The sequence below is a fragment of the Streptomyces sp. DS1-CR2 genome (genome assembly GCF_055760475.1).
In genome coordinates this window covers 1,471,796-1,494,546 of sequence record NZ_CM147085.1, presented here as the reverse complement: position 1 = coordinate 1,494,546, position 22,751 = coordinate 1,471,796, and the positions used below count along the sequence as shown (strand labels likewise).

At 67.7% G+C, this 22,751-nt stretch carries 20 protein-coding genes, 4 tRNA genes and 2 pseudogenes; 14 read left to right on the top strand and 12 right to left on the bottom strand.

The genetic code is table 11. The features are described 5' to 3' along the window. Window positions 1-72: 72 nt before the first annotated feature. The 3 genes from ACY0PA_RS07490 (at window position 73) to ACY0PA_RS07480 (ending at window position 3,180) form a co-directional block, all read left to right on the top strand. Window positions 73-1,254, top strand: coding sequence for an ROK family protein (locus ACY0PA_RS07490; RefSeq protein ID WP_473083926.1), 1,182 nt, complete (start codon window positions 73-75; stop codon window positions 1,252-1,254). Then, a complete protein-coding gene (locus tag ACY0PA_RS07485) occupies window positions 1,251-2,798 on the top strand; it encodes a M81 family metallopeptidase (RefSeq protein WP_473083925.1) in 1,548 nt (515 codons plus the stop codon). The genes ACY0PA_RS07490 and ACY0PA_RS07485 overlap by 4 nt, the downstream gene beginning before the upstream one ends. Before the next feature lie 127 nt (window positions 2,799-2,925). Beyond that, window positions 2,926-3,180, top strand: coding sequence for a type B 50S ribosomal protein L31 (locus tag ACY0PA_RS07480; RefSeq protein ID WP_100598819.1), 255 nt, complete (start codon window positions 2,926-2,928; stop codon window positions 3,178-3,180). Window positions 3,181-3,239: 59 nt separating this feature from the next. Here ACY0PA_RS07480 and ACY0PA_RS07475 read toward each other — a convergent pair. Then, window positions 3,240-3,982: pseudogene (locus ACY0PA_RS07475) on the bottom strand (oxidoreductase); the annotation flags it as partial. Between the two features lie 43 nt (window positions 3,983-4,025). Here ACY0PA_RS07475 and ACY0PA_RS07470 point away from each other — a divergent pair. Next, entirely contained in the window at window positions 4,026-5,657 is a 1,632-nt protein-coding gene (locus ACY0PA_RS07470; protein WP_473083924.1) for a recombinase family protein, read from the top strand. 36 nt (window positions 5,658-5,693) lie between these two features. Here ACY0PA_RS07470 and ACY0PA_RS07465 read toward each other — a convergent pair whose 3' ends face one another. Next, window positions 5,694-6,533, bottom strand: coding sequence for an IS5 family transposase (locus ACY0PA_RS07465; RefSeq protein WP_473083923.1), 840 nt, complete (start codon window positions 6,531-6,533; stop codon window positions 5,694-5,696). Between the two features lie 829 nt (window positions 6,534-7,362). On the opposite strand from ACY0PA_RS07465, the gene ACY0PA_RS07460 reads away from it, so the two are divergent. From ACY0PA_RS07460 to ACY0PA_RS07440, 5 genes are all read left to right on the top strand, one after another. After that, window positions 7,363-7,438, top strand: a tRNA-Asp gene (locus tag ACY0PA_RS07460). 55 nt (window positions 7,439-7,493) lie between these two features. Next, window positions 7,494-7,564, top strand: a tRNA-Ser gene (locus ACY0PA_RS07455). Window positions 7,565-7,593: 29 nt separating this feature from the next. Further along, a complete protein-coding gene (locus ACY0PA_RS07450; protein ID WP_473083922.1) occupies window positions 7,594-8,094 on the top strand; it encodes a hypothetical protein in 501 nt (166 codons plus the stop codon). A gap of 176 nt (window positions 8,095-8,270) precedes the next feature. Continuing rightward, a tRNA-Trp gene (locus tag ACY0PA_RS07445) sits at window positions 8,271-8,341 on the top strand. Window positions 8,342-8,344: 3 nt separating this feature from the next. Beyond that, window positions 8,345-8,423: transfer RNA gene (locus tag ACY0PA_RS07440), tRNA-Pro, on the top strand. A gap of 350 nt (window positions 8,424-8,773) precedes the next feature. Here the strand turns inward: ACY0PA_RS07440 and ACY0PA_RS07435 are convergent. Beyond that, the gene (locus tag ACY0PA_RS07435) at window positions 8,774-9,352 is read right to left on the bottom strand and encodes a DUF4352 domain-containing protein (protein WP_473083921.1); all 579 of its coding nucleotides are present in this window, start codon (window positions 9,350-9,352) and stop codon (window positions 8,774-8,776) included. A 1,236-nt stretch (window positions 9,353-10,588) separates the two neighbouring features. Between ACY0PA_RS07435 and ACY0PA_RS07430 the strand changes: the two genes are divergently transcribed. Next, window positions 10,589-10,996 carry a hypothetical protein gene (locus ACY0PA_RS07430; RefSeq protein WP_473083920.1) on the top strand — a complete coding sequence of 136 codons (408 nt, stop codon included), beginning with the start codon at window positions 10,589-10,591 and terminating at the stop codon, window positions 10,994-10,996. 684 nt (window positions 10,997-11,680) lie between these two features. Here ACY0PA_RS07430 and ACY0PA_RS07425 read toward each other — a convergent pair. After that, entirely contained in the window at window positions 11,681-11,827 is a 147-nt protein-coding gene (locus tag ACY0PA_RS07425) for a hypothetical protein (protein ID WP_473083919.1), read from the bottom strand. Window positions 11,828-12,241: 414 nt separating this feature from the next. On the opposite strand from ACY0PA_RS07425, the gene ACY0PA_RS07420 reads away from it, so the two are divergent. The 3 genes from ACY0PA_RS07420 to ACY0PA_RS07410 all read left to right on the top strand — a co-directional run bounded on the left by ACY0PA_RS07420 (window position 12,242) and on the right by ACY0PA_RS07410 (window position 13,540). Then, window positions 12,242-12,418: a phage terminase small subunit gene (locus tag ACY0PA_RS07420; RefSeq protein ID WP_473083918.1), complete on the top strand. Its 177-nt coding sequence runs from the start codon at window positions 12,242-12,244 to the stop codon at window positions 12,416-12,418. A gap of 175 nt (window positions 12,419-12,593) precedes the next feature. Then, on the top strand, window positions 12,594-13,193 hold the full coding sequence (locus tag ACY0PA_RS07415; protein ID WP_473083917.1) for a hypothetical protein: 600 nt from the start codon (window positions 12,594-12,596) through the stop codon (window positions 13,191-13,193). Window positions 13,194-13,324: 131 nt separating this feature from the next. Beyond that, window positions 13,325-13,540 (top strand): LexA family protein, encoded by a 216-nt coding sequence (locus ACY0PA_RS07410; protein ID WP_473083916.1) that lies wholly within the window; start codon window positions 13,325-13,327, stop codon window positions 13,538-13,540. A gap of 48 nt (window positions 13,541-13,588) precedes the next feature. Here the strand turns inward: ACY0PA_RS07410 and ACY0PA_RS07405 are convergent, their stop codons facing one another. From ACY0PA_RS07405 to ACY0PA_RS07385, 5 genes and pseudogenes are all read right to left on the bottom strand, one after another. Next, window positions 13,589-14,161 (bottom strand): hypothetical protein, encoded by a 573-nt coding sequence (locus tag ACY0PA_RS07405; RefSeq protein ID WP_473083915.1) that lies wholly within the window; start codon window positions 14,159-14,161, stop codon window positions 13,589-13,591. Window positions 14,162-14,333: 172 nt separating this feature from the next. Further along, on the bottom strand, window positions 14,334-15,176 hold the full coding sequence (locus tag ACY0PA_RS07400; protein WP_473083914.1) for a helix-turn-helix domain-containing protein: 843 nt from the start codon (window positions 15,174-15,176) through the stop codon (window positions 14,334-14,336). Between the two features lie 10 nt (window positions 15,177-15,186). Then, a complete protein-coding gene (locus ACY0PA_RS07395; RefSeq protein ID WP_473083913.1) occupies window positions 15,187-15,942 on the bottom strand; it encodes a DUF6879 family protein in 756 nt (251 codons plus the stop codon). 1,147 nt (window positions 15,943-17,089) lie between these two features. Further along, the gene (locus tag ACY0PA_RS07390) at window positions 17,090-18,166 is read right to left on the bottom strand and encodes an NADH:flavin oxidoreductase/NADH oxidase (protein WP_473083912.1); all 1,077 of its coding nucleotides are present in this window, start codon (window positions 18,164-18,166) and stop codon (window positions 17,090-17,092) included. 70 nt (window positions 18,167-18,236) lie between these two features. Then, window positions 18,237-18,545, bottom strand: a pseudogene (locus tag ACY0PA_RS07385) (oxidoreductase); the annotation flags it as partial. Window positions 18,546-18,709: 164 nt separating this feature from the next. Here ACY0PA_RS07385 and ACY0PA_RS07380 point away from each other — a divergent pair. Further along, window positions 18,710-19,069 carry an ArsR/SmtB family transcription factor gene (locus tag ACY0PA_RS07380; protein ID WP_473083911.1) on the top strand — a complete coding sequence of 120 codons (360 nt, stop codon included), beginning with the start codon at window positions 18,710-18,712 and terminating at the stop codon, window positions 19,067-19,069. On the opposite strand, the gene ACY0PA_RS07375 is transcribed toward ACY0PA_RS07380, so the two are convergent. The 3 genes from ACY0PA_RS07375 to ACY0PA_RS07365 all read right to left on the bottom strand — a co-directional run bounded on the left by ACY0PA_RS07375 (window position 18,992) and on the right by ACY0PA_RS07365 (window position 22,646). After that, a complete protein-coding gene (locus tag ACY0PA_RS07375; protein WP_473083910.1) occupies window positions 18,992-20,386 on the bottom strand; it encodes a nucleobase:cation symporter-2 family protein in 1,395 nt (464 codons plus the stop codon). The genes ACY0PA_RS07380 and ACY0PA_RS07375 overlap by 78 nt on opposite strands. A 173-nt stretch (window positions 20,387-20,559) precedes the next feature. After that, entirely contained in the window at window positions 20,560-21,906 is a 1,347-nt protein-coding gene (locus tag ACY0PA_RS07370; protein WP_473083909.1) for an FAD-dependent oxidoreductase, read from the bottom strand. A 95-nt stretch (window positions 21,907-22,001) separates the two neighbouring features. Next, window positions 22,002-22,646, bottom strand: coding sequence for a DUF305 domain-containing protein (locus ACY0PA_RS07365; RefSeq protein WP_473083908.1), 645 nt, complete (start codon window positions 22,644-22,646; stop codon window positions 22,002-22,004). Window positions 22,647-22,751: the final 105 nt, after the last annotated feature.

Below are 22,751 nucleotides of genomic sequence, written 5' to 3'. Positions count from 1 at the left end.
ACTAACCAGGCGAACGAGCCCGCCGAACGAACCAGCGCGCTGAAGCAAGCAACCAAGCAACGAAGAGGGCGTATGTCCGACACATCGCAGGGTGAACCGGGGTCGGCGCAGCACATCCTGCACCTGGTCTCCTCCGGCGCCGCCACCTCCCGGGCCGATCTCGTACGGGAGCTGGGCCTCGCCCCCTCCACCGTCTCGCTGCGCGTGCAGGAACTCGTAGCGGCGGGCGTGCTCACCGAGTCCGGAGAGGGAGCCTCCCGTGGCGGGCGGCGCCCCCGCCTGCTGCGCGTGCGGGCCCAGGGCGGCGTCGCGCTCGCCGCCGACCTCGGCAGCCATCACGCGCGGCTCGGCGTGATCGGCCTCGACGGGACCGTCCTCGACGCCGTCGACCTGCCGCACGACATCACCGTGGGGCCGGAGTCGGCCGTCGACTGGCTCTGCGGCCAGGTCGCCGAACTCGCCGCGCGCCAGCGTGAGGCGGGCCGCACCGTGCGCGCGCTCGGCGTCGGCTTCCCCGGCCCGGTCAAGCCGGGCGAGGGCCGAGTCCTGAGCCCGTCCCGTATGCCCGGCTGGCACCGCTACCCGCTGCGCGACGTCCTCGCCGAACGCCTCGGCCTGCCCGTCATCGTGGAGAACGACGCCACGATGATGGCCGTCGGCGAGCACCGCGCCGCCCGCCCCGACCTCGACCACATGGTGGTGGTGAAGGCGGGCCGCGGCATCGGCAGCGGCATCATCTCGGCGGGCCGTCCGCACGACGGGGCCAACGGCTGCGCCGGCGACATCAGCCACGTACGTGTGGAGGCCGCGCAGGACCGCCCGTGCAGCTGCGGCAACATCGGCTGCCTGGAGACGGTCGCCAGCGGCGCCGCGCTCATCCGTGAACTCGCCGGGCAGGGCGTCGAGGTGGCCTCCACCACCGAGCTCCTCCAGCTCGTCGCCGACGGCGACCCGCAGGCCACCACGCTGGTCCGCACCGCGGGCCGGCACATCGGCACGGTCCTGTCCGTGGTTGTGAACTTCTTCAACCCGCAGGCCGTGGCCCTCGGCGGCGCGCTCGCCGCCGCCGAGCCCCTGGTCGCCGCCGTGCGCGGAGTCCTGTACGAGCGCTGCCTGCCGCTCGCGACGTCGGACCTGGAGATCACCACGACGGTCACGGGCCGCGACGCAGGACTGCTCGGCGCGGGACTCACCGCCCTGCGCCACAACCTCCCCACCGCACCCGTCCCCCAGGAAGAGAGCGCCTCAGCATGACCAGCACGGCCCCCGCACGCCGCCTGCGCATCGGCATCGGCGGCATCGGCATCGAGTCCTCCACGTTCTGCCCGCACCGCTCCACCAAGGACGACTTCCGGCAGACCCGCGGCCAGGAACTCCTCGACCGCTACACCTGGACCAGGCCCGACTCCGACCTCGCCGACGTGGTCGAGTGGGTGCCGCTGCTGCACGCGACCTCGCTCCCCGGCGGCCCGGTCGAGGCGGAGTCGTACCTGGTCCTCAAGGACGAACTCGTCACCCGCATACGCGAGGCGGGCCCCCTCGACGGCATGGTCTACGACATCCACGGCGCCATGAGCGTCATCGGCCTCACCGACGCCGAGGGCGACCTCACGGACGCGGTGCGCGCCGCGCTCGACGCGCACGGCACCCGCCCCCTGCTGTCCGCCGCGATGGACCTGCACGGCAATGTGTCGCGCCGCTTCGCCCACCCCTGCGACCTGCTCACGGCCCACCGCCTCGCCCCGCACGAGGACGCGTGGGACACCCGCGAGCGCGCCGCCCGCAATCTCGTACGCTGCCTGCGCGACGGCACACGCCCGCACCGCGCCTGGGTCCAGGTGCCCGTCCTGCTGCCCGGCGAGAAGACCAGCACCCGCCTCGAACCCGCCAGGTCCCTGTACGCCTCGCTCGCCGAGATGGAGAAGCTTCAAGGCATCCTCGACGCGGCGATGTGGGTCGGCTACGCCTGGGCGGACGAGCCGCGCTGCAAGGCCGCCATCGTCGTCACCGGCGACGACGCCGAACTCGCCGCCGCGGAGGCGGAGAAGCTCGCCCGGCGCTACTGGGACGCCCGCAGGGACTTCGTCTTCGTCGGCCCCACCGGCAGCGCCGAGGAGTGCATCGAGAGGGCGGTGGCCTCCGACAAGCGCCCCTTCCTCATCAGCGACTCCGGCGACAATCCGACCGCGGGCGGCGCCGGCGACCTCGCGTACATGCTGGGCAAGCTCCTCGCCAACGACGCCATCCGCACGGGCGAGGTCACGGCCGTGCACCCGGGCATCACCGACCCGGTCGCCGTGGCCCGCTGCTTCGAGGCGGGAGTGGGCTCCGAGGTGACGCTGAGCGTCGGTGGCAAGGTCGACGCCGGCCACGGCGGACCGTACGAACTCACCGGTACTGTCACGGCGTTGCAGCGCGCCACCGAGCAGAAGGACCGGGCCGAGGGCGGCGCCTACGACCGCGGCGTCGACATGGCGGCCGTGCGCGTCGGCGGACTCACCGTCGTCCTCGTGGAGCGCCGCAAGCCGTTCCACACGCTCGTAGACTTCATGGGCCCCGCCGAGGGCGGCCTCGGCGTCGACCCGCGCACGTACGACCTGGTCGTCGTGAAGATCGGCTATCTGGAGCCCGAACTCCACGACATGGCCGCCGACTGGCTGCTCGCCCTCACCCCGGGCGGCGTCGACCAGGACCTCCTGCGCCTGGGGCACCACCGGGTCGAGCGGCCGCTGTATCCGTTCGACGACGACGCGTACGCGGACGGGCCGGGCCCCGACCTCACGGCCGTGCTCCTGTAGGCGGGCGTGCTCTTGCGGACGGGTGGCCGACGGAGTCGCGGAGCGGCCGCTTCCGGGTGAGGCTGGAGAGGCCCGTACCGGCTGCCGACGAGCCGGTGCGCTGAAACCGCGCGCTGAAGGAGACACGATGCAGCAGGACAAACAGCCCGGCTACGGCCCCGTGGTGTTCCGCGACCGGTCGGCGGGCTATGCCTTTCTGACCCGCTCGACGGCCTCCAGCGACGAGACGATCGAGTGGGACGACGGCGAGACCTACCCCGTCGTCGACGTGGAGATCTCCTCCGAGTCGCACCCCTTCTACACGGGCAAGGCGCGGGTGGTCGACGCCGAGGGGCAGGTCGCCAAGTTCGAGAAGCGGTACGGCGAGCAGGACAAGGGCTGACCGCCCGGGCGCCTGACCGACCGCCGTACCGCCGGGGGATCGGACCGTACCGCTGGGGCTCAGACCGAGCGGTGGTACTGGTCCGGCACGTGCACGTCCCCGCCCAGCTCGCGCGCCGCCGAGCGCGCCCACGACGGGCTGCGCAGCAGTTCACGGCCGAGCAGGACGGCGTCGGCCTCGCCGTTGGCGAGGATCTTCTCGGACTGCTCCACGTCGGTGATGAGGCCGACGGCGGCCACGGCCAGCTCCGTCTCGGCCTTCACGCGCGCGGCGAAGGGGACCTGGTAACCGGGTCCGACCGGGATGCGGACGCCGGACGCGTTGCCGCCGGTCGAGACGTCGAGCAGATCGACGCCGTGCTCCTTGAGGAGGGTGGCCAGGCGCACGGTCTCGTCGGGCGTCCAGCCGTTCTCCTCCAGCCAGTCGGTGGCGGAGATACGGAAGAAGAGCGGCTTGTCCTGCGGCCACACCTCGCGGACCGCGTCGACGACCTCGAGGGCGAAACGCACCGGTTGTCGAAGGAGCCGCCGTACTCGTCCGTGCGGACGTTGGAGTGCGGCGAGAGGAACTGGCCGATCAGATAGCCGTGCGCGCCGTGGATCTCGGCGACGTCGAAGCCCGCGTCCAGGGCGCGGCGGGCGCCGTCGGCGAACTGGCCGACGATCTCGCGGATCCGCTCCACGGTGAGCTCGGCCGGGGCGGGGTGCCTGTCGTCGAAGGCGAGGGGGCTCGGCGCGACCGAGTCCCAGCCGTGGGCGTCGGCGCCGACCGGGGCGCCGCCCTTCCAGGGTCGGTCGACGCCTTGCGGCCGACGTACGCCAGTGTTAGTGAGTATCGTTGTACCCATGGTCGATGGAGAGTTGCGGCAAACGCCGCACTGGGGAGGGCTACGCGTCGTCGGGGCCAAGCGGTTGAGCCGCTTCACCGACGCCACTACGTCGCCTGAAGTCCAAGAGGAAATGATCATTGGCGCGCAACGGCGCGTGGGCGGTGAGTTCGTCGGATGGGCGACGGACCTTGACATCTCCGCCATCAAGACGACGCCGTGGGAGCGCCCGGAACTAGTGTATTGGCTGGAGCGCCCCGAACTCTGGGACGTTCTGATCTGGCAGCGCATGGACCGCGCGGTTCGCTCAATGGCGGACATGGCGGATCTCGGGCGCTACGCCAGGAAGCACAGGAAGCGGCTCATCTTCGCGTCCGGGCCCGGCGGGGACATGCTGGAGCTGGACTTTGCGTCGCCCATGTCTGAGCTGATCATGCTCATCCTCGCGTTCGCTGCCCAGATGGAGGGGCAGACGATCATGGAGCGCACTCAGGGTGCGGCAGCGCATCTCGAGTCGCTCGGGCGCTGGGCCGGCGGTCCAGTGCCTTACGGCTGGACGCCAGGGCGCAAGGTTTTCGAAGACGGTAAGGAAGGGTGGTGGCTCTTCAAGCACACAGACGACGACCCGTCGCGATCAACGTCGGAGATCCGCGTCGGGATGATCGCGCGGGCTGTCTCCGGGAAGAACTACACCGAAATTCTCCGCTGGTTGGTGGAGATGAACGCCATCACGCCGTGGAATCACCGGGCGTTGCTCGCGACCCCGCCGCGCGAGCTGGACCCCGAAAGCTCGTGGAACGTCACCGTTGTGCGGGACATGCTTCAGTCCGCGCTGAATCGTGGCCACACCGTCAAGCGTGACGGCACGGTGGTTCGCGATGACGAAGGCGCCCCCATCCTCCAGGCGGAGCCGCTTATCGACGACGCGACTTCCTACGAACTCAAAGAGGCGTTGAAGCTCCTGGAAAACGGACTGGCCGGAAAGCCGCGCAGCGACGGGCATGAGCTCCTGGGAATCCTGGAGTGCTCCATCTGCGAGAGGAATCTAGTCAAGTCCTGGACATCGGAGACAAAGGGCAGGGGGAAGAACCGCGTTCGTACCGATGTCCGCGTCGACATCTTCAGGTGCAACGGCAAGCACCACCCCGAGGGCGTGCCGGGCCTCTCGATGAAGGTGGTAGAGGTATTCGAGTGGATCGATGGTCAGTTCCTGGCTCACATCGGGCCGTTCCGCCGCACTCAGGTCATCACCACTCCCGGCGTTGACCACCGACCGGAGATCGAGGAACTCCAGTCGGACGTAGACGAGTTGTCGGCTCGCCTGGCCCGCCTCCGTGGCCCCGCGGCTGACGCCGTGGAGAAGCAGCTAGCCGGGCGCTCCAACCGTCTCGAAGAGCTGCGGGAGGCGCCGTTCGTGCCGGCGAGTCAGAAGGTAGTGGAGCTTGACGAGACGTGGGGAGACGCCTGGAGGGCAGCCCCCGACTGGGCCGCTAAGGCTGTCCTCATGCGGTCCGTCGGCGTGCGCGTGGAGGCGTTGCCGGCTGAAGGGTGGCGCCCGGACATTTCCACGCGACTGCGCTTCCACGTCGGCCAACACGTCGACCCGGTGCAGGACGCGTTGGACGATGTCGTCCACCAAGAGAGTCTCTAAGAGGGCATTTGATCTAGGCGTATTGCCGTGTATGCCCTAGTAGGTACCTCGCCAGGTTGGCGTGCTCTCGTCCGTTATGCGCCTGCTGAGGTTGTCGATCGAGGCAATGTGGACCATGGCTTCGGAGCTGGCGGTGAGGGTCTCGTAGTCGCGGGCGAGGCGGCGGTGCATCATGATCCAACCAATGCTTCGCTCTACCACCCAGCGCCTTTTCACAACGTGAAATCCGTGTTTCTCCGGGTTTCGGTTGACGACTTCGACGTCGATTCCAAGGCGGGCGCCGTGTTCGATGACGGCGTTCTTGAAGCCTGTGTCGACCCAACTCTTGGAGATGGTCGGGTACTTCGCCTTCGCCTGGTCCAGGAGGCGTATTCCCAGGGCGTTTTCCGAGAGGCTGGCAGCAGTGACGGTGACAGCGAGGATGAGGCCGATCGTGTCGGTGAGGATGCCTCGCTTCCTGCCGACGATCTTCTTCGCGGCATCGGTTCCTTGGCTGGTCAGGGGCACGTTATTGGAGGTCTTGACGCTCTGGGTGTCGATGACCGAGGCGGTTGGCTCGGGTTTGCGGCCGTCTTTCACGCGGGCGAGGGCGGTGAGGTCGTAGTTGACCTGGGCGAAGATTCCTTCGTCGCGCCAGGCGGCGTAGTAGAAGTAGACGGTGCCGTGGCCCGGGAAGTCGTGCGGGAGGTATTTCCAAGGGATTCCGGTGCGGTTGATGTAGAGGAGTGCGTTGAACACGTCACGCAAATCGACTTGGGCCGGCTTTCCGGTGGGACGGCGTGCGAGTCGGGCATTCCGCCAGGCCGTCAGCGTCGGCTCGATCAGGGCCCATCGGGCGTCGGACAGGTCGCTGGGGTACGGCTTGCGCTCGCTCACGGCACAGCGTGATCATGGGCATGCTGGAGGGATCGGTTCCGCCGGAGATCGGGCGGTTCCGGGGCATTTTCAAATCAGACGGGTTTCTGGTTACAGAAGTGCATGAGGCGGACAGTCGAGTGCGCGGACCGCAGGGGAACATAAGACTGCCACCCGGGCGAAGGCGCTCAAAGCGGGGCACAGTCAAAACCCGCATACCGGAAGAACCCTATGTGAACGCCCTCTAAGGTCACGTTCAGGTAAAGGAGTTGGGAGCCCTGGCGGGTCAACGCCAGGGCTCCCGGCGCGGGTTTGGCCACCTCGTCGACGTCGGCAGCCGTCCACGTCGTCCACAGGGTGCTGTGGATAACTCCAGCGAGTGACGGAGTTCTGTGGATTCGCTACGCCGAGTGACACGGGTGGCCATTCTGGGGGTCAAAGTGCCAAACCAACCCCTTATTTCAATTTCCTCTAACGCGCGCTAAGAGGTTTGTGAAATAGGGGGTTAGTTTGCTAGTTCGTGCACGGCCCCGGAAGGGGTGGACGCGGAGTAAGATCACTACCGCGTCACACGCGACCCATAACAGAGGTAGGAGGGAAGGACCGCGACGCCGGCGAATGGCGCGGTGTCCGCTTCCCTCCCTGGCGACCGGCGCCGCTCCTGCGCTCCCCGCACTCTCCTCCGGGTAGACGCGCGGTAGAGCGGCCCCGGTCGTCCCAATGCTTCCCGCCGGGCGAGCCTGGCGGACGAGGACGTCAGTGCGGTGTGTCGGCTATTGGTGCGGCCGACGGGGACGCAATCCCCAACCTGCGAGGGTGCCGGTTCGATTCCGGACCGCTGATGTCACTTGCTTCAGTAGCTCAGAGGCCAGAGCCCCCGCCTGTCGAGCGGGTAGCCGCCGGTTCGAGTCCGGTCTGAAGCGCCATGCGGGTAGCTCCCGCAGGCTCCGCGTTACGGCTGATCCCCGGAAGCGCGTAGCGGTGTCCGTTCTTCAGCGGTCTAGAACTCCCCCGGAGAGGGGGCGACGCGGGTTCGAATCCCGTCGGACACACTCACGAACCCACCGAGCGAGGAGCAAACATGAGCGTTGTCGCCAGCGTCGCGGGGACGCAGAAGATCACGCACGACAAGGACGGTTACCATCTCGTCCGCTTCCCCTACACGGCCGCCGGCGAGTCCTACGACCCGTGGAAGATGCACGACCCGAAGAACGGCGGCTCTGCCGCGTCGAAGTTCCCTGACGCCCGTTCCGGGCTCATCTGGCCGTCTCACGACGGCTGGGGCGTGCTGTCCGCGCTCGTGTTCTGGGAGGCGGATCCTGACGCCCTGGAGTACCGGCCGCGGTTCCTGCGTGACCCGCTCGGCCTGTCGACGGGCTACGACGCCACGGCAACGAGTGACAGCACGCCGACGAAGGGCGGACAGTACCGCTCGTACATGTGGCAGATGTTCGTGCGGCGCGGGACCCCACTGGGCCTGAAGGCAGCGGCCCGGGGAGCCGGCGACGCGAAGCGTTCGACGCCGCTCATGCTCGCGGAGCTCAAGCTCGCCATCCACACGGACGTGAAGGCGCCTGCCTGATTGACGCGCCTAACGGTCCTCCTGGAGACGCGGAGCGTTCCGCTGGAGCTAGGACGGGGTCACGCCCGCTCTGACGACGTTCCGACGTAGCTGTAGCGCGAGGCGCCGGGAACGGGGCTACACGGCCGCGCACAGAGGACGTGGTCTCGGTGCTGTCACCGTGGCGCGACGTCCGGATAGGTGTAGCTCAGTGATAGAGCAGCGGTCTCCAAAACCGCCCGCGGAGGTTCGATTCCTCCCGCCTGTGCAACGGGACGTAGCCCAGTCCGGCCTACGGCGCTCGCTTTGGGAGCGAGAGATCGACGGTCCGAATCCGTCCGTCCCGACCACATCACCGCACAAGCCACCACGCCGCGAGTCCTGACACAGCGCTAGACATCGTTGCGATGAGGCGGATGGGAAGACGGTCAGCGGTGACGCGGAAGCCGCCGATACGCAGTTCGAAGTACGGCTTAGTTGACGTCGGTGACATGCCCAACTCCCCGCCACTCAGGGCCCCTTGATGAGCCCCTCGGACGGTAACAAGAGATCCTTGCCTAGCAAATTCGATCCCTGGAGTCCTGGCGAGTGCCGGGCACCTGCCAGGCGAGGAGCTGCTCCTCCGGGGCGGTTTCCGACCAAACACGCAGCCCCGCCGCGGAGGAGAGTTCCCGCGAGCGGGGCTGAGCTACGTCCGGAGCTAGGCCTTCGGCAACAGCACCGCGAAGGCCCCCGTTCCTGGAGTGTCGTAGTACGTGACGGTGCCGCCCTTGCGCGGGACGTCCAGGACGACGGACCCCGTCACGGACTGGCCCGGCCCGTACTCCGTGTCGACGTCCTGCCCATCGACGGACTCCAGCGTCGTGCAGTCCTGAGCGGCCGTCTTGTCGTCCTGCCACTTCATTGCGCCGTGCGGGCTGAACCGTCCAGGCGCCTTGCCGACGTTTTTCAGCGTGAGTTTCAGGACGACGTACTGACCATGCTCAGGCTTGTTCGACGTGTCGAGTTCCGCGGCCGTGACGTACCTCGCGGACTCCACCTTGACGTTCATCTTCGTCTGTACCGACTCGCCTGTGTCGTCGAAGACGTCGAACGGACCGCTCGTGCCGACGACCAGCAACGGCGCTGGCGGGGCGTCAGCTTCCTTGCCGGCGTCCACCTCGTCGAACGAGGCGGACGCCTCCACAGCTGGCGTACTGGGCGCCGCCTTGTCGACGTCGGCATCCGCGCTCGTGCAGCCGCTCAGCACGGCGACGAGGACGGCAGGTGCCGTCAGCAAAGCAACACGTCGAATGTAGGCACGCAAAGCAACCCCCCCCATGAACAGCGACCTCCCCTGGCCACATAGAGCCGCCAGCGTAAGGCACGAGCGCACGGTGAGGAGGCGCAATGGCGTGGCAGGGAAGCACGCGCAGAGCGCGCCTCCCGAAGGACTGGCCTCGTATCCGACGCCGCATCATCCGCCGTGACAAGGGCGTCTGTGTAGTCACGTACAGCGATGGCACACAGTGCGGCTTGCCTGGTACTGACGTGGACCACATCGTCCACAGTGACGACCACAGCGACGCGAACCTACAACTCCTGTGCTCGTGGCATCACACGCACAAGAGCAGTAGTGAAGGCGGCTCAGCAGCGGCCCTCACACGCGTACGTACTGCACGGCCGGCGCCGGTGCACCCTGCACTCGACGACTAAGTGATCAGTCGAGCCACTGGCGCCAACGGGCTTGCGGAGGGTCGCATTCGCCCTTGCGTACCCGCTGTTGGTAAGCGCGCTCGTAGAGCTCGTGAACGGTCCATCGCTTCCCGTGCTCGTCAGGCAGCGGGTTGTCGTCGCTGTCTGCGAAGTATGCAACTGAGACGTGACAGTCCGGCCGCACGGTCTGCGTGACGAACCACCCAGCGGTGACGAGGGCGACGGCAGCGAAACACGCTGCCGCTATTCGAAGGTTGATCTTGCGTCTCACGGGCGCATCTTACTGAGGCTGCACAGCAGTCCCACAGGCTGGAGGCGGGAGCTGTGCCGGGTGCACACGTGGTACTGAAGGAGGCCGACGACACGGGCGAGGACGGAGTCATGGTGACTCGCGTCGTGGTCAATGGTGTTGATGTTGGTCGACTCGCAAGAGCTCCGAAGATCAGCGTTGGAAGTGATCGCGATCGAAGCGTCACGACGGTGACGATCACGCTCGTCCCGAGCCGCCTGGAGATCAAGGGTGAGCTAGCGGACGGTGATCGTCGCGAGTCTCGCGCCGGCCTCGACTTGAATCAATGCAGGTCAAGCGCTGTTTTACCGTTACGCGCCGCGCTAAGATGGGGCCATGAACACACGACAATGCGAGCGATGCTCGGAGCACCTGGGGGCGCGGCACTCACACCGCGCGCGCCTCTGCTCGACCCGTTGTCGTGTGGCATCGCACCGCGCGGCGAAGAAGGATGCGACTCCCCACGAGCTGACGACCCGCGACAGGTGGGTTCGACGCGCCGCGGACAAGCGCCCGTTGACAGTCGCCGGCATGGCGGCCTCGTCGACGCGCCCCCGCACCTGGAGTACGCACAAGGAAACCGCCGCTTCGACGGCCGGCGTCGGTCTGGGCTTCGTCCTCTCGGGCGTCGACGACATCGCCTGCCTCGACCTGGACCACTGCTTGAACCCGCTCACTGGGCAACTCGCCCCGTGGGCCGCTGCCATCGTCCGCGACGCAGGCGCCACCTATGTAGAGGTGTCTCCGTCCGGTGACGGCCTGCACATCTGGGGTCGCGCTGACGTCCGACATGCACGGAAGATCCGGCGCCCCGAAGGTACGGCCGTGGAGATCTACGGGACCGGCCGCTACATCGCAATGACGGGGCGCCGACATGGCAACGCCCCGTCGGTGCTCGCTGACGTATCTGCGACGGTGCGCGCGCTGCTCACTATCTGACGTGCAGCTGCACGCGCTCGCGGCGGCACTGACTACGGGTGGGCGCCGCTCTACTCATGGCACCGTAGATGCCCATACCTAACGCGCCGTCAGCCACGCTGCCACGCCGGATACTCCGAACGTCGTGAGCACCGTAAGGAGCCTGATGGGGGCGCGCTGAACGGTCAAGTGGATTCCGCCGCATCGAAGTTCGAGCGCCGGAATCGGTGGGACGGCTTCCGTGGTGCGGCTCATCTTGTCGTCCTCTCTCTGGGCGTTGCTCTGTTTGGCTGGCATGTCCCGTGGCTCCTGTCGCGCGCCGTTGCGTGACGTAACTGAGGGGCGCACTGAACACCGCACCATGTTGGTCGAGGTGCCACTAGCCGATGCCGTGGTGCTCTTGCGGTGCGCCTGACCGCACTGCGAGAGCACCGGCTCAAGCTCTTGACGTGCGGCGCGTTGGGCGCTGAGTGCCACGTTCTCCAGGCTAAATGGACTTTCCAAAACTACTCAATACGGACAGTTCCCACCGGTAATGCTTCCCGATTGGAGGGGCCGCTATGGCCGGACGAGGTCCCGCCCCGAAAGACCCGACCAAGCGCCGCCGGCGCAACACCGCGGCGGCGCTTGCCTGTATTGCAGCGGTGTCGGGTTGGCTCATCGCGCTTCCGTAAGGGACTTGCGCAGGCGCGGGTCGATGAATGTTCATCGCGTTGTGATCCATGCCGTGAGCGCCGACCCAGCGCAGGTGATCAATGCCGTCAGCAGGCGCACGGGGACGCGCTGAAGGGTCATGCGGAACCCGCCGACACGGATGTCGAGTGCGGGAGTGCCGTGGTCGTCGCTCTCCATGGTCTGACCCTCCATCAAGCACCTTGCGACGCCCTGCCTGGGTGGGCGTCATCAGCTTTCAATGCTTCCAGGCGGTGTCACCTGGAGTGCACTCGGGGTCACGAATTTCACTAGAAATGGCACTCAGTGTCACTGATTGGATCGTTGATCACGAGTGCACGGCAGTGGAATCTAGTCCAACATCCTATTTGGTCTGTATTTGCGCTCGTCGAAGTCGTAGTTAATCTCCTCATCCTCGTAGGTGGAGAAGGCCCATTCCGCCTAGCGATCAAAAAGTGTGTACCCATACCCCTACAAACGGGCCCGAGCGGAGGTGTCATGGCCGGACGAGGCCCCGCCCCGAAAGACCGGAAGTGCTCTGACTCTGACCCTGAGAACGTCATACGCAGGAAGCCTGAGAGAGGGGAGGCGCCGATGGCCGGACGAGGTCCCGCCCCGAAAGACCCGACCAAGCGCCGCCGGCGCAACGCCGGTGAGCCAGAGACCGTCATCACGCCGGACGAGGAACTCCGCGGCCCCGAACTTCCCGCCGGCGTACTGGGCGAGGAAGACGGCATGGTCGTCGAGTGGCACCCCATGACGCTGGTATGACGCGACGTGGACCTTTCAGAAGGAGGTTACGGCCTACGCGAAGCAGGACGGCGTGGGCATGAGCCGCTATGAGGTTGAGATGACCGCGAAGGCTGCGCCAGGAACGCGGCGTCCGCGGAGTGACCGTCATCGGCGTACCCTCTGACCGTCGACCGCATGGGGGAGTGGGGGAGTGTTGAACACCTCGGACTGGATAGCTTCGTGCAGCGCAGTTGCTGCCTTCGGATCTGTCGCCTTCGCCTGGACGCAGGGTCGCGCCGCCAAGCAGGCAAACGAGACCGCTGACGCCGCTAACGCCCTCTCGCATGCAGCAAACAAGACTGCGCAACAAGCGTTGGTGCTGGCACGCACGCAGTTCGCCGCAGAGCAACGGGAACGGCACGAGAATGCCGGCCCGGAGTTCCGGGTCGAGTCAGCGGTGAAGGAATCTTTCGGCGAGTGGTTCGCGATCATCAGGATTCAACAGGTGGCGGGTTCCTCGTTGGACTCTTCCTTCATTGCCGTGGACTCGTCCGATGTTCGCGGAGTCCGGCCCTCCAAGCACAGCGACGCCTGGATGCCTATGCCTGTCGAGTGGAAGATTCCCGCTCCAGGGGCAGCGTTTGAACTGTGCCTGGAGCTGGAGTGGGTACACAGCAACCCCTTGAATGTGCCGATTGTCCTGGAGTGCCATGCACCCGGCGGCCTAACCTGGCGCAGGTCACTCACTGCCCAGCCGGCTCTACCTCCGCCCCGGCCGCAGAATCCCAGTACCTGTCGCACCTTCCGCGGCTAGCCTTCAGCCCCCGTCAGCCGGCGGGGGTTTTTGCGTTCCCGGGGGCGGTGCCCGCTTGCACTAGAATTCGAACACACGCTCTAATCAGTGGCGAGGAGTCGTGGCTCCTGGACCAGCAAAAGGACGCAGACATGATCGACTTCCTGACTGAACGGCAAGAGCGCATCGTCCGCTGTATCCGGGAGTGGGTCGCGGAGACGGGGGAGTACCCGAGCGTCCGGGAGATCGGCGCCGGAGTCGGGCTGAGTAGCCCGTCGAGCGTGCTCTACCACCTGCGTCGGATGGAGACCCAGGGCGTCGTGACACTGGGTGACGGCCAGGTTCGGACGTGGCGGCTGGCGGGCTGACGGCTCCAGCGGCAGGCGTGATGCCACGCTCATTGAGGAGGCCGGTTTCTAAGTTCGATCGAGGTTGCTGAGGAATCTTGACGCAATCTTTTGGTAAGCGTGCTGGCTACGGATCGCTTCGGCGCGGAGCCCCTCAATTCCGGCGAGGAGGTCGTCTGCGCGGCCTCCAGCGGCCATGACTCGGATGACCTGAATGACTGCGTGCCGCTGATCGACGATGTCCGAACTCGCTTTGGCTGCCGAGAGCGAGACTTCCTCGGGCCCCTCGATTGAAACCAGGGCCTGAGGTCCTTTGATGGCCGCATGTAGGCGGCTGGCTTTGGCGAACTCTTCCTCTGCTCTTAGGAGGTGCTCCCCCCAGTCCGTTTCCGGCACCGGCACCACGGTGTGGATGATGAGGAGCGTTCGCTCGCATTGTTGGACGGCGAGAGAACTGGCAGCGAGAGCTTCGGCCAGTCGCGCGTACGCGACGCGACGGGCGTCGCGAAGGATGCGGTGGTGCTCAGCTTGAACCTGAAGACGGGTCTGTGAGCGGCCTAGCAGAGCTGCTGCTATGGCTGCGCCACCAGTTCCGATTGCTCCTACAGCGGCTCCCAGAACTGCAGCCAGTCCAGAATCCATGATCGAGAGTCTGGCGGATCCAGAGGGGGGCCGTGGCGGTTTCGCTCATGTTGAAGTCGGTCTGGCTGTCTTGGACGTCCTGGCGCACGTTGCGGCGGGCGACGACGAGGATTGGGCGTGGGAGGCGCAAAGGCTGCTCTCGAGCCTGGCGGCGCGGGTGCCCTCGCGGGAGTCACCGTGAACTGAGCGCCCTCCGCGCTGCGTTGATCACGTTGTGCGCGTCGGCACCGTAGACGGCGGACTCCTGAAGGGTCTTCCAGACACGGCCGTACAGGCGGATGTTCTCCGCGTCGTCGAGCCATACCTCCGCGTGCCAGTCCTCGGTGACGGCTAGCCGCTCGTCAAAGATCCAAAACCCGTTGGCCGTCGGCAGCTTGAGCGACGCACTGAACGGGATGATTCCGAGCTCCACCGTGTTCATCCCGACGACGCTGGAGAGTCGGTCGAGCTGGGCGTCCAGGACGGACGGAGGGCACACGAGGGCGCGGAGGGCTGCTTCCCACATGATGACGCGGAGGGTGTGGCCGCTCTGGTAGATCCACTCTTGGCGCTTGACCCGGATGCGGACGGCCTCGTCGGCGTCGCGGGCCGTGCCGTAGAACGAGCCGTAGCGCATGAACACGTGGCGCGCGTAGTCGGCCGTCTGCAACATGCCGGCGACGACCGACTCCTCCCACGCGTGGATGACGGTGGAGCGCCCGACTTCGACGTTCCAACCGTCTTGAACGGGGCTGTGGCCTGAAGCCAGTTGGCGCCGCCACGAGCGGATCTGAGACTCGAAGCCACGCAGGCGGGACAGCATCCCCGCGAACTTGTCCGGCTGGCCGCAGGCGTCGACCCACAGAAGGAGGTCCGCCTCCGTCATGGTCTGCTTGCCACCCTCGCACTTGTAGATCTTCGAGTGAGGCCACCCGAGAGCGGAGGCCAGTTGAGTACCGGTGAGCGCGGACGACATGCGGATCTCCCGCAGTGAGATCCCGAAGGCAACCCGCGCTTGTTGGTAGTCCGTGCTCACCGGTTCTCACTCACTGATCGAGCTGGGCGACGCTCTGCGCGAAGACGTCGTGAGGGATGGCGCCATGCGTGGCGATGTCGCGGAGCTGCATGTAGCGGTTGACCTCCGCCGGCTCCGTGATGACCTCTGCACCGTGGAGGACGTCCTCGTCGTCGAAGCGGAGCACTGCGACGAGGCGGGAGTCGAAGATCCAGAAGTCCTCTCGCGGGAGGTTCCGCGCGTCGGCCTCCGGGCGCCAGAGGTAGCGCATGTCCTCACCCGCCGCAGCGTTACGCGCGGCGTCGGCGAGAAGGAAGAGCTGTCCGACGGTCGGTGTCTCGTCGACGACCCGGACGCGGCCGACGGTCTTGCCGGCTGACGTCTGGCGTCGCATGAGCTGTGACCACTCGTCGTTAGTGTCCAGATCGAAGCGGCCCGTGCGGACGAACTCCTCGTACGTCGGGTCCTCGGTGTCGGACTGGTAGCGGCCCCGCGTCTCCAGCCTCCAGGCCGTGTGCTCGAACGTCTCGAAGAGGCGTCCGAACTCCTCCAGGTTGATCAGCTTCGCCACGCGCACAAGCTCCTTCGGTCCGTGGTTGACGAGAGTCTCCCGCGGAACGACGACGGCGACGTCATCGGGGCCTAGGTGACGGAGCTGTGCCACCTCGTTGGGGTCGGTGACAGGGACTCCCTGAACGATGAAGTCGTCCGTGCCAACAATCTCGTGCACGGCGGGGCAACCACCGTTCTTACTGTCGGTGCCGTTGAAGCGGATTGTGCGAGCCATGACCGGTTCCTCTCACGGGTGTTGGTCCGTTCAGCGTCGACGTTGGAGGCCGTGTTCTCCACAGGATGCGCCTTCCGCCATGAGAACACACGGGAACATCCGGCCATTTGACGAGAACATTCGAGAACATTGCGTCGACCGACCGCAATTACCGTCCGTAGCGTCTAACGCATGGTCAGCACGCGAGAGCCGGATAACACCGAAGCGCGGGACGCAGTAGAGGTGCTGAGGGCTGCCCTTAATCAGGCGGGAATCGTCCTCCCCTCGCTGGGAGTCGACGATGCGTCATTCGGCACAGGGCTCGTGAATCTGGGGCGGGTCCGTGCGGACATTGCCTGTCGTCTGGCCGACGCAATTCGGCAAGGGGGCCAAGGGGCGGGGGCGTGACGGTGAACCAGGCAGTCGGCGCACTCGTCGTCGACACGAGGAACGACAGACTCGGCCGCGTCATGGGCCGCACAGGGCCATATCTCCAGCTCCGCCCTCCGGGCGGTGGACGTGAGTGGGACGCCGACCCCGCTCACGTCCGACAGGCAAACGAGGCGGAGAGGCGCCGCGCATCCGTCGCGGAGGGGTCACTCGTAAAGCGGGTGCCGTCGTGACGGCCGCCATCGAGGCGCCCGACCTGCGCCGGCTGAACGGCGGCCAACTCCGGGGCTGGGCGTGTGCTTTGTGTGGCGCCAGGCTCTACGAGGATCGGGCGCTGCCTCCGGTCACGGAGGTTCGTCACGGGCTGAAGGTGCGCGTCGAGCTGTGGGCGTGTGCCCCGACGTGCCTGGAGGCGAGCCAGAAGGAGAGGCGGGGGCCGTGGCTATGACGTCTCCGCCCCTGTGCATCGCTGTGTCCACGATCCCGCATCTCCTGGTGCGGAGCCTTTTGGCGGTGTGTCAGCGAGACCTCTCGGCTCTCATCGTCCGGTGCGCCCTCCCTGACGGCCACCACCCGAGCCACGAGGCCGCTCTCCCTGGGGGCGGCATCTTCTACTGGGAGTGATCTCCCATCACAGACCCGCGTGCCAGGGGCTCCCACTCCGGCGCGCGGAGGGGCGGCAGGGTTCCGGCGTCGCCGTTAGGGACCCTGCCCGCTCCGGCGGCGAAGGCCCCGTCCACTCCTAACTGATGGGGGAGTGGGCGGGGCTTTGTCGTGTCTAGGCGCGGCCGTACTGGCTCGGGGTGTAGACCTCCGCACCAAGCTCGCGGGCGGCGTGACGCGCCCAGTAGGGGTCACGCAGGAGTTCGCGCCCGAGGAGGATCGCGTCCGCCTCACCGCTGGTGAGGATCTTTTCCGCTTGCTCCGGCTCAGTGATGAGGCCGACGGCTGCCGTCGGCATCGGCGTCTCGTTCTTCACGCGTGACGAGAACGGGACCTGATAGCTCGGGCCCACCGGGATGCGCACGCCGGCGGCGTTGCCTCCGGTAGAGACGTCGAAGAGATCAACCCCGTGATCCCGGAGAAGAGTCGCCAGGTGAACCGTGTCGTCAGCGGTCCATCCGCCTTCCTCCAACCAGTCAGTAGCGGAGATGCGGAAGAAGAGGGGGAGGTCGTCAGGCCACACGGCGCGAATAGCGTCGACGACCTCCAGGGCGAAGCGGGCGCGGTTCTCGAACGACCCTCCGTATTCGTCCCTGCGCTTGTTGGAGTGCGGAGAGAGGAACTGCCCGACGAGGTACCCATGGGCGCCGTGGACCTCCGCCACCTGGAATCCCGCGGCGAGCGCACGGCGAGCAGCGTCCGCGAACTGGCCCACCACGCTCGCGATCTCGTCCGTGGTCAGCTCGTGGGGGACCGGGTGCCCGTCGTCGAAGGGCACGGCGCTGGGCGCGACGGGCTGCCAACCGTGCTCGTCCGCGCCGACGGGCGCTCCGCCCTTCCACGGGCGGTCGGTCGAGCCCTTGCGCCCGCTGTGGGCGATCTGGATTCCGGGGATGCCGCCCTGGCTCTTCACGAAGTCTGTGATCTTGCGCAGTGCTGATACCTGGGTGTCGTTCCAGATGCCGAGGTCGTACGGAGAGATGCGGCCCTCCGGGCTGACGGCTGTGGCCTCAGTGATGATGAGGCCCGTTCCACCGACGGCACGAGCCGCGTAATGGGCGAAGTGCCAGTCCGTCGCTACGCCCGTCTCCGGACCCTCCGGGGCGGCGCTGTACTGGCACATGGCGGCCATCCATACGCGGTTCGGAATGGTGAGATCGCGCAGCTTGTAGGGCGTGAAGAGTTCGGTCACCGGAAGACTCCTGATGCGGTTTGGGCAGTTCAGTGGAGTGGAGGCAGGGTCAGGCGCAGAGAGCGAAGTCAGCCGGCGGGGTGCCCTGATACTTGGTGAGGAAGTCGGTGATCCGGCGGAGCGCCTCGACCTGCGTGTCGTTCCAGATACCGAGGTCGTACGGGCTGATGCGGCCCTCGGGGCTGACCGCGGTGGCCTCGACGATGATGAGCCCGGTGCCGCCGGCGGCGCGGGCCGCGTAGTGCGCGAAGTGCCAGTCGTTCGGGACGCCGGTCAGCGGGCCCTCGGGGGCGGCGCTGTACTGGCACATCGGCGGCATCCAGACCCGGTTGGGGATGGTCAGCGACCGAAGGGTGTAGGGCTCGAACAGCGCGCTCACGGCAGACTCCTCTACGTTCACGACGGGCGTGGCGGGCCTCGTACGATAGTCATCGTAGTACGACGCCTGTCAAACTACGACAGGTCTCGTACAATGGACCTGACGCAACTGGACCGCACCCGCCACCCCGATCAGCACACCGGGCCGAACGAAGTGGAGCCGCCGTGACGACCGCAGCACCGAGCAGCAGGGCGCTTGTTCACCCCGCGCGTGACGAGATCCGCCTGGAGTCGGTGCTGCACGCGCTCGCCGACCCGATGCGCCTGCGGGTGGTGCGGGAGCTGGCGGCCGAGGAGGGTGAGGACGCGGAGCTCTCCTGTTCGCACTTCGTCCTGCCTGTCACGAAGTCGACCACCACGCACCACTTCCGCGTCCTGCGCGAGAGCGGCGTGATCCGGCAGATGTACCGGGGTACCGCCAAGATGAGCGTGCTGCGCCGCGCCGATCTAGAGGCGCTCTTCCCTGGGCTGCTCGACAGCGTTCTCGAGGCCGCCGCCCTTCAGGACGGCCGGCTCGGGGGCTGAACTCCCGCTTCCTGGAAGGTGGTTGAACAGCAGGTTGAGCGCGATCGCCGTGATGCAGCCCGCGCTGATCCCGCTCGTCATGACCGTCTGGAACCAGTCGGGGAACTTCGCGTAGATCCCGGGCACACCCACCGGAAGCACGCCCACCGCGACCGACACGGCGACGACCGTCAGGTTGTGGTTGCCGGCGAAGTCGACCCGGGCCAGCGTCCGCAGACCGCTCGCCGCGACCGTGCCGAACATGACCAGGCCCGCGCCGCCGAGCACCGGCGCCGGGATGGCGGCGACGACCGCGCCCAGCTTGGGCAGCAGGCCGAGCAGGGCCAGGATCCCGCCGGCCGTGGCGACGACCCAGCGGCTGCGCACCCGCGTCATGCCCACAAGACCGACGTTCTGCGCGAACGCGGTGTACGGGAACGTGTTGAACACGCCGCCGAGGACCGTGGAGAAGCCGTCCGCGCGCAGGCCGTCCGCCAGCGAGCGCGGCTGGACGGGCCGCCCCGTCATCTCGCCCACCGCGATGAAGTCGCCCGTCGTCTCGGTCATCGTCACCAGCGCCACGATCAGCATCGACACGATCGCCGCGCCGTGGAACGTCGGCGTGCCGAAGTGGAACGGCGTGCTGATACCCACCCAGTGCGCGTCACCGACACCGCCGAAGTCCGTGAAACCGGTCGGCACGGCGACGGCCGTCCCGACGACCATGCCGACAAGTACCGCGACGCGGCTCAGGAACGGCGGCGCGAACCGCTGCACGGCCAGGACCACCACGAGGACGAACGCGGCCAGCGCGACGTTCTTCGGGGCGCCGAAGTCCTGCGAACCCGCGCCGCCCGCAACCCAGTTGCCCGCCACCGGCAGCAGCGAGACACCGATGATCAGGATGACCGTGCCGGTGACCAGCGGCGGGAAGAAGCGCAGCAGCCTGCCGAAGACCGGCGCGAGCAGCATCATCGCGAGCCCGGCGACGATCACCGCCCCGTAGATCGCGGGAAGCCCGCCGCCCGTCGTGCCGATGAGCACCATCGGCGAGACCGCGGCGAACGTACAGCCCTGGACGATCGGCAGCCGTACGCCGAACCGCCACACCCCGACGCACTGGATCAGCGTCGCGATGCCGCACACCAGCAGATCCGCGGTGATGAGATACGCGAGGTCGGCGGGCGACAGCTTCATCGCGCCGCCCACGATCAGCGGCACGGCCACCGCGCCCGCGTACATGGCGAGCACGTGCTGCAAACCGAACACGGCCAGCTGCCGCACGGGCGGCACCTCGTCGACGGGGTGTACGGACGGTGGGGCGGCCGGGGCTGCCATGGGCACTCCAAGGGGCTGTCGGAACGCGAACGCGCAGGCGAATGCGGGTGCGGGGATGAGGCGGACAGCACGAGACCGTATGGGGCTTAAACGTTTTGTTGATTTCACGACTGTTGCCGGGATGTGTCGCCCTTCCCGGGCGCCACGCGACAGTGCGTATCGCTGCTCGGACGCTATGTCCCGTCGCGGGCAGCCGTCAGCAGGCCCGCCCAGTCCGGGATCTTCACCGGCCCGCGCCCCAGGGACCGGCCCAGCTCCGCCTCCGCGCGCTCGATCGCGAGCCACCCGGGCCACTCGACGGCCGCACAGCCCGCCGCGCGAAGGCCGGGGAGCGCGTCATCCGGAACGTCCCGGGCGGCAAGCGCTGCGGCGTCGTCGAGCAGTGACTGCGCGGTCTCCTTGGCGCACGGGCGGTTGGTGCCGATCACGCCCGTCGGGCCGCGCTTGATCCAGCCCGCGACATACTCGCCGGGCGAGACCTCGCCGGCCCGCAGGATGCGCCCCTCGCGATGCGGCACGGTCCCGGTGGCCGCGTCGAACGGCAGCCCGTCCAGGGGCACTCCGCGGTATCCGACCGAGCGCAGGACGAGCTGCGCGTCGATGTCGTCGAACCGGCCGGTGCCGCTCACGCCGCCCGAGCCGTCCGGCGCGGTGTGCTCGAACCGCACGCCCGACACCCGGCCCGCCGCCCCCTCCAGGAGCGCCACCGGCCGCTGGAAGAAGCGCAGATGGATGCGGCGTGCCAGACCCGGCGACGGGCGCTCGGCCCAGCCGCGCAGCACCTCGACGTTCCGCCGGTTCGCCGCCGGGAGCCCCGACGGGTCGAGGTAGGCGGGATCGAGCGCCAACTCGCCCGGATCCACGATCACTTCGACGCCGGGCAGCGTGCCGAGCTCACGCAGCTCCTTGGTGGTGAACCGGGCCTGCGAAGGGCCGCGCCGCCCCACCATGTACACGTCCCGCACCCGGCTGTCGGCCAGTGCGCCGAGCGCCGCCTGCGGCATGTCGGTGGGCGCCAGCTCGGCCGCGCCGCGGGCCAGGATCCGCGTGACGTCCACGGCGACGTTGCCCACGCCGATGACGACGGCCGACTCCACGCCCCGTACGAACCCCTCGGTCAGCGCGTCCGGATGCGCGCTGTACCAGGAGACGAAATCGGTCGCCGACCAGCTGCCCGGCAGGTCCTCGCCCGGTACGCCCAGATGGCGGTCGGTGGCGGCGCCCACGCAGTACACGACCGCGTGGTACATCTCCAGGAGCCGGTCGGGCGGCAGGCCGGGCCCGATCTCGACGCCGCCGACGAATCGGACGCGCTCGTGCTCCAGGACCGTGCGCAGATTGTTCTGCAGCGACTTGATCTTCTCGTGGTCCGGTGCCACGCCGTAGCGCACCAGGCCGTACGGGCAGGGGAGCCGGTCGAGGACGTCCACGTGGACGTCCGGCACCCGCTCCTGCTGGACCAGGCTCTGCGCGGTGTACACCCCGCTCGGCCCCGACCCCACAACGGCGATGCGCAGCACGGCGGACTCCTTCCGCAGGCCGACGGACTTCCAGCATGACACCGAGGGGGCCGGGCCGGGAGGGTGCGACGCGCACGGAACTCACCCGTCGGGCGTCACGACATCTTCCGCATGCGCCCGATCTCGGCCGTCTGCTGCGCGATCACGTCGTTCGCCATCTCCTCGACCTGGACGTTGTTCCCCACGGACAGCACGTCCGTCGCCATGGTGACCGCCCCGGTGTGGTGCGTGATCATCAGCTTCAGGAAGAGCTCGTCGAAGGCCGCGCCGCGCGCCGCGCGCAAGGTCTTCAGCTGCGCCTCGGTCGCCATCCCGGGCATCGCCCCGTGCTCGTGGTGCCCGCCGCTCTCGCGCTTACTGCCGTGGGAGTCGAGCCAGCCCTCCATGGCCCCGACCTCGGGCCCCTGCGCCGCGGCGATGCGTTCCGCGAGGCGCTTGACCTGGCCCGACTCGGCCCGCTTCGGGGCAAGTTCGGTCATCTGCAGGGCCTGCGTGTGATGCGCGATCATCATCTGCGCGTAACTGAAGTCGGCCGAGTTGGGGCTGTCGTCCGGCCTGCGCTTCTGTGCGTCCTTGGCCGACAGCGTCTCGGCGCCCTCGCCCGGCTTCCCCGGCGCGATCACCGAAGGCCCGGGCCGTGCTCGGGAGTTGGTGTCAGCGCCCCCGCCGTCCGGCGCCGTGTCACAGCCGCCGAGTACGAGCGCGGCCACCGCGATCGTCAACGGCAGAACAACTTTCATGACGAGTACGTTGCCATCTGTTGATCTGTGCATGATGAAGACGATACTCGTGGGGTTCGTGCTCCGCTCCCGCGTGAACGGGGGATGCGGGGAAGTTCTCGACGA

Bases quoted from the DNA above. Each gene is read 5' to 3' on its own strand.
- ACY0PA_RS07470 (WP_473083924.1), top strand. From the start codon at position 4,026: ATGGTCGATGGAGAGTTGCGGCAAACGCCGCACTGGGGAGGGCTACGC.
- ACY0PA_RS07365 (WP_473083908.1), bottom strand. From the start codon at position 22,646: ATGAAAGTTGTTCTGCCGTTGACGATCGCGGTGGCCGCGCTCGTACTC.
- ACY0PA_RS07450 (WP_473083922.1), top strand. From the start codon at position 7,594: ATGAGCGTTGTCGCCAGCGTCGCGGGGACGCAGAAGATCACGCACGAC.
- ACY0PA_RS07375 (WP_473083910.1), bottom strand. From the start codon at position 20,386: ATGGCAGCCCCGGCCGCCCCACCGTCCGTACACCCCGTCGACGAGGTG.
- ACY0PA_RS07425 (WP_473083919.1), bottom strand. From the start codon at position 11,827: ATGGAGAGCGACGACCACGGCACTCCCGCACTCGACATCCGTGTCGGC.
- ACY0PA_RS07485 (WP_473083925.1), top strand. From the start codon at position 1,251: ATGACCAGCACGGCCCCCGCACGCCGCCTGCGCATCGGCATCGGCGGC.
- ACY0PA_RS07430 (WP_473083920.1), top strand. From the start codon at position 10,589: ATGGCGGCCTCGTCGACGCGCCCCCGCACCTGGAGTACGCACAAGGAA.
- ACY0PA_RS07420 (WP_473083918.1), top strand. From the start codon at position 12,242: ATGGCCGGACGAGGTCCCGCCCCGAAAGACCCGACCAAGCGCCGCCGG.
- ACY0PA_RS07490 (WP_473083926.1), top strand. From the start codon at position 73: ATGTCCGACACATCGCAGGGTGAACCGGGGTCGGCGCAGCACATCCTG.
- ACY0PA_RS07405 (WP_473083915.1), bottom strand. From the start codon at position 14,161: ATGGATTCTGGACTGGCTGCAGTTCTGGGAGCCGCTGTAGGAGCAATC.
- ACY0PA_RS07395 (WP_473083913.1), bottom strand. From the start codon at position 15,942: ATGGCTCGCACAATCCGCTTCAACGGCACCGACAGTAAGAACGGTGGT.
- ACY0PA_RS07480 (WP_100598819.1), top strand. From the start codon at position 2,926: ATGCAGCAGGACAAACAGCCCGGCTACGGCCCCGTGGTGTTCCGCGAC.
- ACY0PA_RS07410 (WP_473083916.1), top strand. From the start codon at position 13,325: ATGATCGACTTCCTGACTGAACGGCAAGAGCGCATCGTCCGCTGTATC.